16 protein-coding genes are annotated in these 17,114 nt (G+C 50.0%); 8 read left to right on the forward strand and 8 right to left on the reverse strand.

Going from position 1 to position 17,114, the window contains the following annotated elements; genetic code table 11:
* Positions 1 to 300: 300 nt before the first annotated feature.
* Together D6M16_RS22545 and D6M16_RS14925 are read right to left on the reverse strand one after the other, a co-directional pair.
* Positions 301 to 1,233: an SEC-C metal-binding domain-containing protein gene (locus D6M16_RS22545; RefSeq protein WP_240435631.1), complete on the reverse strand. Its 933-nt coding sequence runs from the start codon at positions 1,231 to 1,233 to the stop codon at positions 301 to 303.
* 96 nt (positions 1,234 to 1,329) lie between these two features.
* Positions 1,330 to 1,740, reverse strand: a complete 411-nt coding sequence (locus tag D6M16_RS14925) for a hypothetical protein (protein ID WP_120512641.1) — start codon at positions 1,738 to 1,740, stop codon at positions 1,330 to 1,332.
* A gap of 244 nt (positions 1,741 to 1,984) precedes the next feature.
* Between D6M16_RS14925 and D6M16_RS14930 the strand changes: the two genes are divergently transcribed.
* On the forward strand, positions 1,985 to 2,410 hold the full coding sequence (locus tag D6M16_RS14930; protein ID WP_162941053.1) for a hypothetical protein: 426 nt from the start codon (positions 1,985 to 1,987) through the stop codon (positions 2,408 to 2,410).
* A gap of 671 nt (positions 2,411 to 3,081) precedes the next feature.
* On the opposite strand, the gene D6M16_RS14935 is transcribed toward D6M16_RS14930, so the two are convergent.
* Positions 3,082 to 3,720: a lytic polysaccharide monooxygenase auxiliary activity family 9 protein gene (locus tag D6M16_RS14935; RefSeq protein ID WP_120512643.1), complete on the reverse strand. Its 639-nt coding sequence runs from the start codon at positions 3,718 to 3,720 to the stop codon at positions 3,082 to 3,084.
* A 347-nt stretch (positions 3,721 to 4,067) separates the two neighbouring features.
* On the opposite strand from D6M16_RS14935, the gene D6M16_RS14940 reads away from it, so the two are divergent.
* The 4 genes from D6M16_RS14940 (at position 4,068) to aspA (ending at position 10,749) form a co-directional block, all read left to right on the forward strand.
* Positions 4,068 to 5,777 carry a transporter substrate-binding domain-containing protein gene (locus D6M16_RS14940; RefSeq protein ID WP_205576903.1) on the forward strand — a complete coding sequence of 570 codons (1,710 nt, stop codon included), beginning with the start codon at positions 4,068 to 4,070 and terminating at the stop codon, positions 5,775 to 5,777.
* Positions 5,777 to 7,189 (forward strand): sigma-54-dependent transcriptional regulator, encoded by a 1,413-nt coding sequence (locus D6M16_RS14945; protein WP_120512644.1) that lies wholly within the window; start codon positions 5,777 to 5,779, stop codon positions 7,187 to 7,189. The genes D6M16_RS14940 and D6M16_RS14945 overlap by 1 nt, the downstream gene beginning before the upstream one ends.
* 344 nt (positions 7,190 to 7,533) lie before the next feature.
* Positions 7,534 to 8,826 (forward strand): dicarboxylate/amino acid:cation symporter, encoded by a 1,293-nt coding sequence (locus tag D6M16_RS14950; RefSeq protein WP_120512645.1) that lies wholly within the window; start codon positions 7,534 to 7,536, stop codon positions 8,824 to 8,826.
* A 492-nt stretch (positions 8,827 to 9,318) separates the two neighbouring features.
* Complete coding sequence (aspA, locus tag D6M16_RS14955; RefSeq protein WP_120512646.1) at positions 9,319 to 10,749, forward strand: aspartate ammonia-lyase; 1,431 nt, start codon at positions 9,319 to 9,321, stop codon at positions 10,747 to 10,749.
* Between the two features lie 116 nt (positions 10,750 to 10,865).
* Here aspA and D6M16_RS14960 read toward each other — a convergent pair whose 3' ends face one another.
* A complete protein-coding gene (locus tag D6M16_RS14960) occupies positions 10,866 to 11,771 on the reverse strand; it encodes a LysR substrate-binding domain-containing protein (protein WP_120512647.1) in 906 nt (301 codons plus the stop codon).
* Positions 11,772 to 12,065: 294 nt separating this feature from the next.
* On the opposite strand from D6M16_RS14960, the gene D6M16_RS14965 reads away from it, so the two are divergent.
* Complete coding sequence (locus D6M16_RS14965; protein ID WP_162941054.1) at positions 12,066 to 12,992, forward strand: alpha/beta hydrolase; 927 nt, start codon at positions 12,066 to 12,068, stop codon at positions 12,990 to 12,992.
* Between the two features lie 139 nt (positions 12,993 to 13,131).
* A complete protein-coding gene (locus D6M16_RS14970; RefSeq protein WP_120512649.1) occupies positions 13,132 to 13,587 on the forward strand; it encodes a GNAT family N-acetyltransferase in 456 nt (151 codons plus the stop codon).
* A gap of 47 nt (positions 13,588 to 13,634) precedes the next feature.
* Here the strand turns inward: D6M16_RS14970 and D6M16_RS14975 are convergent, their stop codons facing one another.
* Complete coding sequence (locus D6M16_RS14975; RefSeq protein ID WP_027250722.1) at positions 13,635 to 14,108, reverse strand: peroxiredoxin; 474 nt, start codon at positions 14,106 to 14,108, stop codon at positions 13,635 to 13,637.
* A gap of 315 nt (positions 14,109 to 14,423) precedes the next feature.
* Entirely contained in the window at positions 14,424 to 14,660 is a 237-nt protein-coding gene (locus D6M16_RS14980) for an RNA recognition motif domain-containing protein (protein WP_120513201.1), read from the reverse strand.
* A gap of 155 nt (positions 14,661 to 14,815) precedes the next feature.
* Here D6M16_RS14980 and D6M16_RS14985 point away from each other — a divergent pair, with 155 nt between their 5' ends.
* The gene (locus D6M16_RS14985) at positions 14,816 to 15,034 is read left to right on the forward strand and encodes a VF530 family protein (RefSeq protein WP_027250724.1); all 219 of its coding nucleotides are present in this window, start codon (positions 14,816 to 14,818) and stop codon (positions 15,032 to 15,034) included.
* Between the two features lie 53 nt (positions 15,035 to 15,087).
* Here the strand turns inward: D6M16_RS14985 and D6M16_RS14990 are convergent, their stop codons facing one another.
* Both D6M16_RS14990 and D6M16_RS14995 read right to left on the reverse strand, forming a co-directional pair.
* Positions 15,088 to 16,815, reverse strand: a complete 1,728-nt coding sequence (locus D6M16_RS14990) for an ABC transporter substrate-binding protein (protein WP_120512650.1) — start codon at positions 16,813 to 16,815, stop codon at positions 15,088 to 15,090.
* Positions 16,816 to 16,837: 22 nt separating this feature from the next.
* Positions 16,838 to 17,110 (reverse strand): DUF2160 domain-containing protein, encoded by a 273-nt coding sequence (locus tag D6M16_RS14995; RefSeq protein ID WP_120512651.1) that lies wholly within the window; start codon positions 17,108 to 17,110, stop codon positions 16,838 to 16,840.
* Between the last annotated feature and the right edge of the window lie 4 nt (positions 17,111 to 17,114).

The following is a 17,114-nucleotide window of genomic DNA, read 5'->3' on the forward strand; positions in this document are numbered from 1 at the left end:
AACTAAGGCTTAGACGCAATGAACAAAAATACCGTAACAGGATGCGACCTATAACTTACTGGCTGTGTGTGCCAACGAATGACATGGACACCTCTTTCATTAGGTTTCGCCACACTTGGTAAATCTGATCCTGTAGCTACCAGTGGCCACGATCAACGACTTCTGGCTAAAGGAAAACCGAAAAAGTAGCCATTATTGCATGCATCAGGAAATGGCTGTCATCCTCAATGCGATACCTCGGGGTGGTTCCGAGGGGAAGAAAAACGGCGTTAATTTAAGGATTGACGCCATAGTTGTTTGTTAGCAAACACTACCACAACACTTTTTGTATTTTTTCCCACTTTGGCATGGGCAAGGTTCATTCCTACCGACTTTCCTTGATATTACTTTAGGGTTTGAGGGAAGTGGGATAGGAAAAGTGGGCTGCTGCCCGATAGTCATATTACCAATGTAAATACTACCACCACCAACACCTATAGCTAAGGAGTTGTTTGATATATCAAAGCCAACTTTACAGCCTGTGATATTCATTGACGCAGACTTCAAGACTTGGCCACTTCTTGTAACGACTTCTAGGTTACTGTTTTCACGACAGCTAATTTTAACACCGCGATGAACCATCTCTAGGCGTTCAACAATTAAACTATGCGGAGCCTCAGTGCGTAAAACTAAGGTAATGTCACCAAGACCTTTTCTAATTGTTATTTTGGATCCTACAACTTCAACATCCCAATTGGATGTTGAAGTAACCCACTCGTTATCTGTTATTTTTAAAACCTCAGCACCATCGCGATCCGCGAGGTAGGCATTGATACGGAATGGTGCACCTTCACACTCTGGCTTTTTGATAGAAAAAATTGACTCGCCATCTATTTGAATAAGTGACTCAACATTTTTACAGGTTAAAGTGCCGATTTTCACTGTTGGCTCAACTAACCCTAAATCAAATGGACCGAATGAGAATCCCTTTTGCTTACAGATTGGGTTTTGCGAACGAACTTCTATTGTTTCTTTTGATAAAATTTTTCTTGAGACCCTATCATGACAACCACCACACAATAAAACTATGTGATCCGGGTTGTGTTCCTTCGCTTCAGCGAAAGTAGGCTCTAAATGCTCATATTGATAAACTGCATTACCACAGTTGACGCAACCGAAACCGCAACGCTGGCGCACTTCTCTTTTTACTGGAGAAGCAATTGTGTCGGTTAGTCCATATTTATTAACTCTCAAATTGTCCTCCTGTGGGTGCTAACGCCCGCATTTGAGGCTGGTTTGAAGCGCAGCGGAAAACCAGTCCGACATCATGCGCTTGTTAAACGTAATCCCCTAACCTTTGTGCTTTTCCATTAGATCTATAAGCGGAGCCAGACCTTCAATCATGGAGCCAGCTTGCTGGGGATTTGACATCATGCTTTGTAAGAACTGGATGCCCAGCTCTTCGCCCATATCTCGTTTCTTAGGGATTACCGTTTCATTGATAATATTGGTCATGGTAGACATGAGCTCGCGCTGCGATTCGGAGACTGTTCTCTCTATTACTGCCGATTTCTTGTCTATTTCTGAAAGGACATCTTTCATTCTTGACTCATATTCGACCATCATATTCTGTGTCTTTTCGAAGTTATTTCTTACCTCTCGCTCTGAGCTTTTCGCTGCTTGAATTGCAACAACAGCCAAGATCAATGAAGCCAAACTAGCTATGAGCGATATCACATCTACAATGGTTAAGTTTTCCACGATATTTCCTTTACGTTTAACATTTTATTCAACGACACCATGTCGCATAACTCTGTCGTATATCTTACTCAATTGTCTGATGCTACCCAATTGATATTATTTGCTTTTTTCCATTTCATGACTTACCCCAAAAATCAGCGACTCATACGCCTGGGAGAAAAGCGACATCGGTCACTTACCCAGTATAAAGAAGCCATAGAATCGTACTCGCTGCATGGATTTCCGCCTGCGCGGGAATGACGGGTTGAAAATGTATATTGATGGCACTCCCAAAGGGAAAAATTCAGGACAAATTTTTAGGTTTTCGGCGCCGGGAGCGCCTACAACCGGCCCGGACAGCGGCAAAGAACAAAAAGGCATTTCTGGTTACTGTTTGTGCCAGCAAAGAGTAACTGGCGCGCTTCAAACAAGGTCAAGTGAACCACCGAACTCAAGCGCGACATACTTACCAGCCACAAAAAACGAACTCGCTGCATGGATTCCCGCCTGTCGCGGAAATGACGGGCTGAAAATGAACATTGATGGCATTCCCACAGGGAAAAATACAGGACGAATTTTTAGGTTGTCGGCGCTGGGAGCGTCTACAACCGGCCCGGACAGTGCCAAAGAACAACAAGGGCTTTCTGGGCACTCTTTATCCCCAAAAAGAGTGTCTGGCGCGCATCAATGAATGCCAAGTAAGCCACCGAACTTAAGCGCGACATACTCACCCAGCCACAAAAAACGAACTCGCTGCATGGATTCCCGTCTGCGCGGGAATGACGGGTTGAAAATGTATATTGATGGTACTCCCACAGGGAAAAATTCAGGACGAATTTTTAGGTTGTCGGCGCCGGGAGCGCCTACAACCGGCCCGGACAGCGGCAAAGAACAAAAAGGCATTTTTGGTTACTGTTTGTGCCAGCAAAGAGTAACTGGCGCGCTTCAAACAAGGCCAAGTGAACCACTGAACTCAAGCGCGACATACTCACTCAGCCACAAAAAACGAACTCGCTGCATGGATTCCCGCCTGTCGCGGGAATAACGGATTGAAAATGTGCATTGATGGCACTCCCACAGGGAAAAATTCAGGACGAATTTTTAGGTTGTTGGCGCCGGGAGCGCCTACAACCGCCCCGGACAGCGGCAAAGAACAAAAAGGCATTTCTGGTTACTGTTTGTGCCAGCAAAGAGTAACTGGCGCGCTTCAAACAAGGCTAAGTGAACCACCGAACTCAAGCGCGACATACCTCCGCTTCACCAGAAACTTCAGCCACGACGCAAGGCGGGAAACATGTTCCCGCCTCGTGATTGCACGTTTACCACAGCGCTTTAACGATTAGAAACGGCCATGACTGACAGTTAAACCCCGAAGTCGAAATCAAAGGTCTGATAAAACGCATTGCCGGTATCGGCAACCAACCAGAGCAAAACGACGACGTGATGACCCTTTTTATTGTCAGGCAGTACCATTTGATGATGGGTTTTTGCCGGGAGTTCATGGTCCCAGTACGGAGCTTCCGGATAGATATTTTCATAAAAGGGTCTGGCTTCTAGCTGAGCACGGGTAATCGTGTAGTCCGGATTCCAGCCATCTTTGGTGATAAATGCCACATACCCGCGGGTTTTATGGGCCATGGTATACACCCACTCAATGTCGACAATTTTATTGGAGGGGACAGGAATCCTGGGCCAGACGGGTTTACCTTCTGCGATCAGCTCTCTGTCGGTAAGGTTGAGTCTCTGACGCTCATCCAGACGGCCACCACTGCAAATTAAGCCATCTGCGGGTGGATGATCGCTGGGTGAATCGGTGGGTTCATACCGGGCAGGGCCGGCGGTGAGATCGGGGAAATTCTTGCCGCCTTCCAGTTCGTTGATATGCCATTCCTGAAGGCCCCACCAGCCTTGTTCTACTGCAATGACACCGCGTGAAGGTGGGTTGACCGCACGGCCGTGCTTTGGCGTGATATGACTGACCTTGGGAGATTTATGAATCATAACTGAACTAGCCTCTTGTTGTTTGTATGGTGTCTTTCAGTTATAGATTGGATTGATTCATATGCATCTGGTTTCTTTTGTTTTTGTGGGGAATTTGAAATCACTCGAAAGTATCGCGAGTGGAGGATCTCACCGGTGGCGGGTTATCAGGCACTGTGCTACCAGGGAGACACTTCTGTCAGGGCGCCACTTTCTTTCCTTGGCTATTGTTGGCAAATCTATAAAATAGCCCCTTCGTTTGTTGGGCGGAATATCACGTTCTGCCTGATGTTGCTAAATTGCTTTCATTGGGACGTTAGGTGAAAGGTGACGTTACGTGAAAGGCAAGGCTGATGAAGGAAGAGTGCATGATCCGGAAGCTGACAGGTTGTCGTGACTTATATGGTGCCTGGATGCGCTGGCTTGTTGTCGGGCTGTCTTTCTTCTGCACCTTTAGTGCGATGGCCGCCCGAGACAGCCATGTCATTATTGTTGGCGCTGATCATAACTACCCGCCTTATGAATTCATCAATGAAGACGGTGAGCCGGATGGCTACAACACCGAGCTGACCCGAGCGATTGCCGAACTGATGGGCATCCATATCGAGATCAGAATGGGGGCATGGGATGATATCCGCCGTCAGTTTGATCAAGGCGAGATTGATATCGTGCAGGGTATGATTCAGTCCAGCGCCCGGCAGGCGAGATACAGTTTTTCGCCGCCCCATGCCATCGTGCATCAGTCGGTGTTTGCCCGAAAGGGCGCCCCTTTCGTGGCCAGTCTTGACGATCTGGCGGGTAAATCTGTGATTGTTCAGCGCAGCGGGGCGATGCACGATTATCTGAGCAACCAGCAGCCGGGGGCAAACCTGGTGCTGGTGGACTCTCATGCCGATGGGTTGCGCATGCTGGCCTCCGGTCAGCATGATTACGCGCTGGTGGCTAACCTGCCGGGCTTGTATACCGGCAAGGCACTGGAGTTGTCGAATATCATTCCGGCAGGAAAACCTTTTGGTGCCCAGCATTACGGTTATGCGGTGCGAAAAGGCCATGAAGACTTACTGGCCCAGTTCAGTGAAGGGCTGGCTATTTTGAAAAATACCGGCCGCCAGCAAGCGATATACGACAAATGGCTTGGCCCGCTGGAAACGCCGGGGATCAGCTGGAAGAAACTGGGCATGGCGGCGGCCACCGTTTCTGCCCTTCTGTTGCTGGTGTTGGGGGGGATCATGATCTGGAATCGGGCACTGAGCCGGGAAGTGGCGCGGCGGACAAAAGCGCAGCAACTCCAGCAACAGCAACTGATTCAGGCGGATAAAATGACCTCGCTGGGTATTCTGGTGTCTGGCATGGCCCATGAAATCAATAATCCCAGTAGTCTGTTGCTGCTGAATTTACCCATTCTCAAAGAGGCGTATCAGGACGCGGAAGACATTCTGGACGCTCATTACCAGCAGTATGGCGATTTCACCTTAGGCGGACTGGCCTACAGCCGGATGCGGGACGAAATTCCCTCTATGCTGGACGATATGCAGGCGGGGACTCAGCGGATCCGCCGGATTGTCGATGACCTGAGGGACTTTGCCCGTCAGGAACCCAGTGCGCTGAATGAAGTGGTTGACCTCAATCAGGTCACGGCGGCGGCCATCCGCTTGGTTGACAGCACGTTATCGGCATCGACCCATCACTTTACGGTTGACTACGGCGATCAGCTGCCGAGTTTTGAAGGCAACGGCCAGCGAATTGAGCAAGTCATTATCAATTTGATCATCAACGCCTGCCAGGCACTGACCTCGCAAACGCAAGGCATCAGGGTGACGACAGATTTTAATCCGGCGGATAATCTGCTTATCCTCAAAATCTGCGATCAGGGGCAGGGCATAGACCCAGAGCACCTTCCGCATCTGAGTGATCCTTTCTTTACTACCAAACGTGAGCAGGGCGGGACGGGATTGGGGCTGTCTATCTCATTCAGCATAGTGAGTGAACATGGCGGCACCTTGAAATATGACTCTAGACTACAACAAGGTACCTGCGTGACACTTTCTCTGCCGGCCTTGAAAGGGACAACTGTTTAATGAATACAAATCGCTATCCTGCATTCGGCGTATTGCTGGTGGATGATGAACCGGCCTTTTTGCGCAGCCTGAGTATCGTGCTGGAGCGGCGGGGCGGCATCAACCATATTGTCCAGTGTCAGGACAGCCGCGATGCCATGGCCATTATCGAGCAGGAAAATATCGGCCTGGTGCTGCTGGACCTGACCATGCCGCACCTGTCCGGCGAAGCGTTGCTGCAGCAGATAAAGACAGAATTTCCTGAGGTCGGCGTCATTATTATCAGCGGGCTGAATCAGGTGGAAACCGCGGTCAACTGTATCCGGCTCGGTGCCTATGATTACTTCGTGAAAACCACAGAGGAAAACCGGCTGATCGAAGGCGTGAAACGGGCCATTTTGCTGCAGGAAATGCGCGAGGAACACAATGCACTGCGACGCCGGTTTCTGACCGACACGCTGGAGCGACCGGAAGCCTTTGGCGATATTATTACCCGGGATAAAGGCATGCGTTCTGTGTTCCAGTATCTTGAATCGGTGGCGCCGAGCAGCCAGCCTGTGATGGTGTGCGGTGAGAGCGGTGTCGGCAAAGAGTTGATCGCCCGCGCGCTGCATACCCTGAGTGAGCGTGCCGGACCGCTGATCAGCGTGAATGTCGCCGGACTGGACGACAATGTGTTTGCCGATACTTTGTTTGGCCACCATCGCGGCGCATTTACCGGCGCCGATACACCCCGTGCCGGTCTGATAGAGCAAGCGGCCGGCGGTACCCTTTTTCTCGATGAAATCGGTGATTTGAGTCAGGCCTCACAGGTCAAACTGCTGCGCCTGATTCAGGAAGGGGAATACTATCCTCTCGGCAGTGACAGGCCGAAACGTCTGAACGCGCGGATTGTGGTGGCCACGCATCAGAACCTGGTGCAAAAGCAACAAAGCGGTGAGTTCCGCAAAGACCTATATTACCGGTTGAAAACCCACCAGGTGGACATTCCGCCTCTGCGCCAGCGTCGTCAGGATATTCCTTTGCTGCTGGAGCACTTTTTACAGGAAGCGGCCGATGAGCTGGGCAAAACCAAGCCGACTATCCCGAAAGAGCTGCCGGTGCTGCTGGCAAACTATGCGTTTCCCGGCAATATTCGCGAGCTGAGGGCTCTGGCGTATGATGCCATGAGTCAACACCGCTCGCGCATGCTATCCATGGAGGTGTTTCGCCGGGTGCTGGATCAGGACAATGACATCAGTGAGATGAGCGCAGGAAATAGCCTGGCTATGTTCGACCCGGATCAGTCCCTGCCGACCCTGCAGGAAATGGGGGATTTACTGATTCAGGAAGCCATGCGCCGGGCGGAGGGTAATCAGTCACTGGCGGCGAAGTTTCTGGGTATTTCTCAACCAGCGCTCAGCAAGCGACTGAAAAAAACGCAGTCGGCATAATCACTGTATCAGGTTTACAGCGTTGAGCTGGCTGAACCCCTATAACCAAAGTAAAGGTTATAACTTTGTAAATAGTCAATAACATTATGTTTTATAAAAGAAAGGTGCAGTTTTGCCACTCGCGCCTATTCTTTTGGTTATACCCCTTCCAGAATGTTTTTATCCTTACCTCAATAATTTTCATTTTTAAAACAATAACATACATTAATCTTATTGTTTGGCATCATGCTTGCATTAATCCTGCTCCTGTATGTATGGGTTCGGCCCATACTGACGTGTAAACAATGACAGCTAAGCAGAAACGGGGATTTACCCGACTTCTGTCAATTGGATAAGGAAATAACATGGAACAAGCTCACGAGAAGCCTACCCCGAAGGGTATGTGGGGCGGACTCGCCTTATGGAAGAAAATTCTGGTCGGTATGATTCTAGGGGTCATCGCGGGCAGTCTGCTCGGCCCGGACGCAGAAATCCTCAAGCCTATCGGCACTTTGTTTATCAATGCCATTAAAATGCTCATCGTGCCTCTGGTGTTCTGCTCTTTGGTGGTCGGCGTTACCTCCATGCAAGATACCCGCAAGATGGGACGCATTGGCGCCAAAGCCATTGTGATTTACCTTTCGACTACCGCCGTGGCCATCAGTATCGGTCTTGGCTTGTCCAGTATTCTGGCACCGGGTGCTGGTCTGGAGATGACGGCTACAGCCGCAGCGGCCGAAGCGAAAGAAGCGCCGACTCTGGTTCAGACACTGCTCAGTTTAATTCCGAACAACCCTATCAGTGCACTGGCAACCGGTAACATTCTGCAAATCATCGTATTCGCACTGGGTCTGGGTGTGGCGCTGAACCTGTGTGGCGAGAAAGGAAAACCGGCGGTTCAGGTCTTCGAAAGTCTGGCTGAGGCCATGTACAAGCTGACGGAGCTGGTGATGAAGCTGGCCCCTTACGGTATCTTCGGTCTGATGGCCTGGGTGGCCGGTAAATACGGTCTGGAGATCCTGCTGCCACTGTTTAAAGTGATTGCGGTGGCTTATATCGGCAGCCTGCTGCACGTGCTGCTGTTTTACCCGGCGGTGATCAAAGTCTTCGGCCGTCTTAACCCTATGCCTTATATCAAAGGTATTGCGACCCCGGCGGCAGTGGCATTTACCACCACCAGCAGTTCAGGCACTTTGCCTGCCAGCATTAAGTGCGCCCGTGAAGAGCTGGGTGTGTCTAAAGGCGTGTCCAGTTTTGTTCTGCCGCTGGGTGCGACCATTAACATGGACGGCACGGCGCTGTATCAGGGTGTGGCGGCGCTGTTTGTGGCACAGGCATTTGGCATTAACCTGGAGTTTGCCGACTATGTGGCCATCGTGATGACTGCAACGCTGGCTTCCATTGGTACCGCTGGTGTACCGGGAGCGGGCTTGATCATGCTGTCGCTGGTACTGACCACAGTTGGCCTGCCGATGGAAGGTCTGGCTATTGTTGCCGGTATAGACCGTATTCTGGATATGGCGCGTACCACTGTGAATGTCTGTGGTGACCTGATGGTTGCTGTGCTGGTTGGCCGTAGCGAAGGCGAGCTGGACACTGACGTCTATAACCGCAGTGCGGATAACACGTCGCTGACGGCAAGCGAAGACATCGCTTAATTGTTACTGAGTTCGCAAAGCCTGAAAGGCCAGCCGCAAAGGTTGGCCTTTTTTTATACAGGCGAACAGGTTTTGTGGACAGAAACTGATGAATAACGCGCAAGAGTTTGTTAATTACACGGGGTAGGCGATGTATTTTCGGTGTGACGGGTAAAACCCAATATTCAGACCAGGATCATATTCCTGCAGTTTGCGTGATCTCGTCACAGTACAGGCTAACACGCTGCTTATACACGCGTTTGTTAGTTTCATGCATCTGTAATGCATAAAGTGCCGGTAATTACGCATTCGGCGCTTATAAGAATAAATAGCCTTTTTTTGCAATCTATTCAGCTATGCATTAATTGCATTGTGGCTTACTTTTATGCATTTCCCTTTGTGACTCAAAACGACGATTGTATGAATCACTTAGCCGCCATAAGAAGCTGAAGATGGCTCGTATAAGCGGCGAAGTGGTATCTCTTTCCTACCCATGAGTTTAAGGTGACCGCTATGCTTGATACTGTCCAGCAAGTACGTATTGAAGAAGATCTGTTAGGCCAGCGTGAAATTCCCGCTTCTGCTTATTACGGCATTCATTCTCTTCGCGCTTATGAGAACTTCAATATTTCTTCAATGCGTATTTCCGACGTGCCAGAGTTTGTTCGCGGCATGGTCTTTACCAAGAAAGCGGCTGCACGTGCCAATATGGAGCTGGGCAGCATTCCGTCGGAAGTGGGCAAGTACATCATTCAAGCCTGCGATCTGATTCTGGAGACAGGTAAATGCATGGATCAGTTCATTTCAGACGTGTATCAGGGCGGTGCCGGTACGTCGGTTAACATGAACACCAATGAAGTGATCGCCAACATTGCGCTGGAGCTGAAAGGCCATGCCAAAGGCGAGTATCACATCATTAACCCTAACGATCATGTGAACAAGAGCCAGTCGACCAACTGTGCTTATCCGACTGGTTTCCGTGTGGCGGTGTACAACAGCATTATCAAGCTGGTGGGATCGATTGAGCACCTGCAGGCGGCGTTCGATGCCAAAAGCGAAGAATTCAGTGATGTGCTGAAGATGGGCCGTACCCAGTTGCAGGACGCCGTGCCTATGACAGTAGGACAAGAATTCCACGCTTTCAGTATCTTGCTGAAAGAAGAAATCAAAAACCTGAAATATTCCGCGGCCTTGCTGTTGGAAGTGAATCTGGGTGCCACCGCGATTGGTACCGGCCTGAATGCCCCGGCCGGTTATCAGGAACTGGCGGTGAAATATCTGGCAGAAGCAACAGGTCTGGACTGTGTACCGGCAGAAGATCTGATTGAAGCGACCTCTGACTGTGGCGCCTATGTGACCGTACACGGCGCACTGAAGCGACTGGCGGTGAAGATGTCGAAGGTCTGTAACGATTTGCGTTTGTTGTCATCAGGTCCGCGTGCGGGTCTTAATGAAATCAATTTACCGGAAATGCAGGCGGGCTCTTCCATCATGCCAGCCAAAGTAAACCCTGTAATTCCGGAAGTGGTGAATCAGGTGTGCTTTAAAGTGATCGGCAACGACACGACTGTGACTTTTGCGGCAGAAGCCGGACAGTTGCAGCTGAACGTGATGGAACCGGTGATTGGCCAGGCTATTTTCGAGTCGATTGAACTGCTGAGCAATGCCTGTATTAACCTGGCAGACAAATGTATCTCGGGTATCAAAGTGAACCGCCAGATCTGTGAAGACTACGTCTTTAACTCTATCGGTATCGTGACTTACCTCAATCCGTATATCGGCCACCACGAAGGCGATATCGTCGGTAAGATTTGTGCTGAAACCGGTCGTAGCGTGAAAGAAGTTGCGATGGAGCGTGGCCTGCTAAGCGAAGAAGAGCTGAACGATATTTTCTCTGCTCAGAACCTGATGCGCCCGACCTACAAAGCCAAACTGTACAGCTAAAAGAATGCCATAACGAAAAGAATCTGAAGAACAATCAATAAAAGGTCTTGAAACCCTACATCCTTTTCCTCCCTTGTTTGCAAGGGAGGTTTTTTTATTTCTGGGGGCAGGGATTGTCAGTCCCTGCTCATCAGGCCATCAATCGGGCTGATTTTACTCAGTGCACTCCAGATGGCTTCGCAGGTGGGGTGAAGCCGGGAGTGATAACGGTAAATGTACAGATCCAGCGGCACGGGTTCCCGCGCGGTGAGTATCTGTAAACGCCCGGCGGCCAGCTCATCTTTAATGGCATAATCCGGTAACCAGCTGATGCCTTTGCCTTGCATCACCAGTGCTTTGATAAAATCTGTCATTGATGAGGTACAGACAGTATTTTGCGTTAACCGCCGGTTGGCACGTTGCAGCGCCCGGCCCATGTAACTTTCCGGGGTATAGTCCAGTGAAGGCACGGCGTCATTGTCAGCGGGATCAAAGAGTGGTTTACCGTGCTCATCGACTGCCGACACGCAATAGAGATAAGAGCGCCCCAGATAGACAGAACGGTAAGGCGCCATCTGCAAACTGTCCTCATAAAAGGAAAACAGAAAATCACATTTACCGTCGATCAGCTGTTTTACCGCGTCATCCACTTCATTGGCTACCACAGAAAGCTGGGTGTTTAAGGTCGGGTTAAACAAACAGGCATGCAGCTTAGGCAGCACACTGATTGCCATGGAATGTGAGGAGCTGATCCGCACGGTATGACGGCCCAGAAATGAGCTGCCAGCCAGCCGGTTCACTTCGTCATCCAACTGCTGAAGAATCGACAGCGCGGTTGTTTTAAACTGCTTGCCTTTCAGCGTCAGTTCGATGGGAGTTTTGCTGCGATCGATTAAATTCAGCCCCAGTTCGGCCTCAAGGGATTTAATCCGGCGGCTGAAAGCCGGCTGCGTCACATTGCGCACAGCGGCAGCATGGGAAAAGTTACGCAGCTCGGCCAGTGTCAGAAAATCCTGTAACCATTTCGTTTCGATATTTTTCATTATTTAAGTGGCTGTTTTATCGAATAATCATTTGTATGAACGGCTCAGAAAGAGCACTTGCCGGATAAGATTACCAAATCCATGATCATTCCTGCCATCTTTATCTGACATCATTGTGTTGCGGTACAGGTATAAACGGGACAGCGATGTTTTTCAGTTGCCTCTCTTAGGGATCATGGCATGACTTGATTTGACGGAATAATGCAAAATTATGTGCACTTAGTTTCATTTTGTCGGGAACAAGATGCCAACAGCGCTATCAAAGAAGAGGATTGGATTACAGGAGATAAACGGATGTTAAAGCCCTTATTGTTTGTGGTGACCGCTGTCTGTTCAGTGGTGCCTTCGCCGGTTTTATCAAGGGTAACGGAAGAGCTCAGACGGAGTGATGGTTCAGACATTACCTATTACCTGAGCGGGCGTGGCAGCGACCGTTTGCTGGTGCTGATTCAGGGCTCGGACTGCAACAGTGTTTTTCATAATAACAATATCAATGGCAATTTTAGCCGGGTTATGGACGATGCTGACATTCTGACCGTAGAAAAATACGGGATTGATAACGGGCTGAGCTGGAATACCGATCCGCAGCGAGCGGACTGTCCCGATGCCTATCTGAAACAGGATTCTCCGTCACAGCGTGTGGCTGATTACCTGACGGTGCTGGATAAACTGGATCAGGATAATCGTTATAGCCAGATTGTCTTGCTGGGGGGCAGTGAAGGGGCTTTGGTGGCGAATCTGCTGGCTGCGAAGAGTGATAAAGTGGCAGGTGTGGTGGCGTTAAATGGCGGTGGGCGTTTTTTCATCGATGATGTGCTCTACAACATGCAATCTCAGATGTCACCGCAGGCATTCAGTGAAGCAGAACAAGGGTTCAGGCAGTTTGCTGAAGCTGTGCTGCAAAGTAACGAGATGGACACGGCTGTCAGTGGGCACGGTTTCAAATGGTGGAAAGCGATGCTTACGGCTGATCAGCAGCAGATACTGCAAACGATTGATGTTCCTGTTCTTTTGATTCAGTCGGAAGAGGATACCAATGTGGATCCGCACGCTTTCGAATCTATGGTCAGGGCGCTGAAGAAAACCGCCCCTCATATTCAGCCCCGTACCTATGCCGGCCTTGATCATGCTTTCAATGATGCGCAGGGTCAGAGTCAGGTTGAACGTGTTCTGGATGATATCAAAGTCTGGATTGGTGGCGGGGCGCAGGCAAAGAATTAACCAGCGCCATGTTTGATTTCTTGTTCACACAGCAAATACGATGATTCTTTATCTATCGATAAAAGCATTGTGCAGATGTGATTGAAAACGCTATAAACAGCAAACCAGTTCAATATCGAAACAGGAAGTTGGATCTCCGATGAAAGTACATTTTTTAGAAGACAGTTGGTCAGACCGTCACGGTGTGGAAGAGCACCAGGACGTCACCTTAGTGCTGGAGGTGTTGCTCCAGTTAAGACCGCAGTACGACAGAGCCGCGTTGCTGGCGCAGATCACCAGGCAGATGGCGCAGGGCTATCAGGTGGTTTATGTGAAGTCGGGCGATCAGGTGATGGGGGTGGCAGGGTTTGTGGTGTCAGATAAGCTGGCCTGGGGCAAAGCCATTTATATTGATGATCTGGTGACGGCTGAGCAACATCGCAGCAAGGGCGTCGGAGAATGTTTGATTGACTGGCTGAAAACGTACGCAAAGGAGCAGGGGTGTAAGCAACTGCATCTGGATTCTGGCGTGCAGCGCTTTGCGGCGCATAAGTTCTATCTGCGCGAAGGGTTTCACATTGCCAGCCACCACTTTTCGATGACAGAGATAAAGTAATGACAAACACAACGGAAGCGTTCGCTTCCGATGTGTTTGATCTGAAATTACAGGCTTGCCAGAATGGTTTCTGCCTTGCTGACTTCAAATTCTTTCGGTGCTTCTACGTTCAGCTGTGTGACCACACCGTTGTCGATGATCATCGCATAGCGTTGTGAGCGCAGGCCGCCAAATTTCGCGGTGTCCATCTCCAGACCCAGCGCTTTGGTGAAGCTGCCGTCACCGTCTGCCAGCATCATAATTTCTGAGGCATTTTGTGCTTCTCCCCAGGCTTGCATCACGAAGGCATCGTTGACTGACACACAAGCAATGATATCCACGCCTTTGGCTTTCAGTTGATCTGCCAGCACCACATAACCTGGCAGGTGAGATTCCGAGCAAGTTGGCGTGAAGGCGCCGGGAACCGCAAACAACACCACTTTCTTGCCTGCAAACAGTTCTGTAACGTCATGGTTAACCATGCCGTCTTTGGTGAGCTCACCCAGGGTAGCGGCTGGCAGAGTCTGGCCTTGTTGAATCATGGTATTTTCCTTTCGTTTTTGGAGTTCAACTCAGTCTAGTCTCAATTGGTGCTTATAAACACTGAGAAATAATAGGGGTATCAGGGAATAATTTGCAGTCTGATCAGAAATATATGCAAAGATGACAGTCATTTAAGGGCTATCTGTTGTGGGGCTGAATGGCACTTGTTGTGAGGATGCAAACAGCATCTTGATTTGAAGGAGCTTGGGGAGATGAATATTTGTATGCGATGTTAAGCGCTGATTTTCATTGCCGGTAAACAGAGAGGAAACAGCCAGAATAATGTGCCTTTTTCTGGCTGTCGGATAACTGATTTAGTCAGCTTTTTTCACCCGGATTTTGCTCTTGGCAAGCAGTGTCTGGTTCAGGCTGGCTATTGCTGCTTTGGCTTGGTCCTGATCCGGCATTTCGACGAAAGCGAAGCCTTTGGAATGGCCGGTTTCCTGATCTAATACCAAAGTGCACTCTGTGACTTTGCCGTGTTCAGAAAACAATTTACGGATGTCTTGTTCAGTGGTTGAACGAGACAGGTTACGAACTAAAAGTTTCATGATGGGTCGTTTTATTTGAAATGACAGCGGCATTCTCTCAGCTTACTGACCAGAGTGAAAGTAATACTTTGGCGCTGAGGCATTGTCGCCATGCCTGATGGCGAAATATTCTGTATACTCATCCCCGTTACCACACTGCCATCGAAGAAAAGCTTATGACCCGCGAACAACCGAATAACCCCCTGCACGGCCTTACCCTGGAAAAAATCTTAACCCAATTGGTTGATCATTATGGGTGGACGATTCTGGCGTGCGAAATCGATATTAACTGTTTTAAAAATGACCCTTCCATTAAATCGTCACTGAAGTTTTTACGCAAAACGGACTGGGCGAGAGCGAAAGTGGAAAAGTTATATATTTCAACGTTCAGTTGATTGCAACGTCAGGGAGGCATCATGCCTCCCTGATGGTTTGTGTTACCTGCTCATCACTGCTGCCAGGATTTCAGCAACTCAGTGTATTTAATGGTCACACCTTTGGGTTTCTCGTTTGCCAGCTTGGCTTTCGGTGCGCCGGGCTGTGCCAGCCAGTAGGCGGCGTCTCTTGGCTTATTGAGTTTAGGGCCACATTCCCCCTGCACATTGGCTCGTTCCAGACGTTCCAGCACGCGATCCTGTGCAGTGGCCAGCCCGTCCAGTGCCTGCTGCGGGGTTTTCTCGCCATTCGCCGCTTCGGCTATGTACTGCCACCAGAGCTGAGCCAGCTTCGGATAGTCAGGCACATTGGTGCCGGTTGGCGTCCACTGAACACGCGCCGGGCTGCGGTAGAACTCGACCAGGCCGCCCAGCTTCGGCGCCGCTTCTGTCATGATGTCTGTGTTGATGTCTGACTCACGAATCGGTGTCAGGCCGACCAGGGTTTTCTTCAGTGATACGGTTTTGGCCACAGTGAACTGGGCATATAACCACGCAGCTTTACGGCGCTCGGGATCGGTGGCTTTCATCAGCGTCCATGAACCGGCATCCTGGTAGCCCAGCTTCATGCCTTCTTCCCAGTACGGCCCTTTGGGTGACGGCGCCATACGCCATTTAGGTGTGCCGTCCGGATTCACCACTTCCAGTCCGGGTTTGGTCATATCGGCCGTGAAGGCGGTGTACCAGAAAATTTGCTGCGCAATATTGCCCTGTGCCGGAACCGGGCCGGCTTCAGAGAAGGTCATACCCTGGGCTTCAGCGGGTGCATATTTGTTCAGCCATTCGACGTATTTGGCGGTGGCATAGACTGCCGCCGGGCCATTGGTCGCACCGCCCCGCACGACACTGGATCCAACCGGACGGCAGCCATCTACCCGGATCCCCCATTCGTCGACAGGTTTACCGTTCGGCAAGCCTTTATCTCCCGCTCCTGCCATGGAGAACCAGGCATCGGTAAAGCGCCAGCCAAGCGACGGATCTTTTTTACCGTAATCCATGTGGCCGTAAACGCGTTTGCCATCAATTTCTTTCACATGTACGGTGAAGAACTCGGCAATGTCTTCATAGGCCGACCAGTTAACCGGCACACCCAAGTCGTAGCCGTAGATCTCTTTGAACTGTTTCTGCAGGTCTTCGCGATCAAACCAGTCGGCGCGAAACCAGTACAGGTTGGCAAATTGCTGATCAGGTAGCTGATACACTTTACCGTCCGGCCCTGTGGTAAAACTCAGGCCGATGAAATCGTCCAGATCCAGCGTGGGTAAGGTGACATCTTTGCCTTCCCCTTTAATGTAATCGCTGATCGGAATCACCTTGCCGTAGCGAACGTGAGTACCAATCAGATCGGAATCATTGATGTAGGCGTCATAAATACTGCGGTTGGACTGCATTTCGGTTTGCAGTTTTTCCACCACATCCCCCTCCTGAATCAAATCATGGGTTACCTTGATGCCGGTGATTTCCTCAAAGGCTTTTGCCAGCACTTTTGATTCGTACTCGTGGGTGGTGATGGTTTCAGAAACCACCTTGATTTCCATGCCACGGAAGGGTTTGGCGGCCTCAGTAAACCAGGCCAGCTCTTTCATCTGGTCTTCTTTACTGAGTGATGATTGGGCAAACTCATCGTCAATCCATTTCTTCGCTGCGTCGCTGTACTGATCAGCGAAGGCTGTCGGTGAAAGCAAGAGTGTGATGATCAACCCTAATGTAGTCGGTTTAGGTACAAAGCGTGTCCGGTTCATGCGTGAACTCCTTAGTTTTGTATTATCCCCAACGCAGCAAAATTGCCAGCCAAAACACAGATAGCGTAAACGGTATCCATATCGACAGGTCAGTAATGCCAAGGAAGAGCAGGTGTATATAGGCACTGCTGAGCAGGCCGATAAACAGTCGATCTCCCCGGGTTGTGCTGATAGGCAAAAAGCCTTTGCGTTCAACACAAGGTTTGAGGATCTCGAAGACGGTCATCGTCAGCAAGATGCCGGCGATAGTGATAAAGAACAGTGCGCTGGGCAGGGTCCAGGCCATCCAATTCATGAGG

Source organism: Photobacterium salinisoli (assembly GCF_003614885.1).
GTDB lineage: Bacteria > Pseudomonadota > Gammaproteobacteria > Enterobacterales > Vibrionaceae > Photobacterium > Photobacterium salinisoli.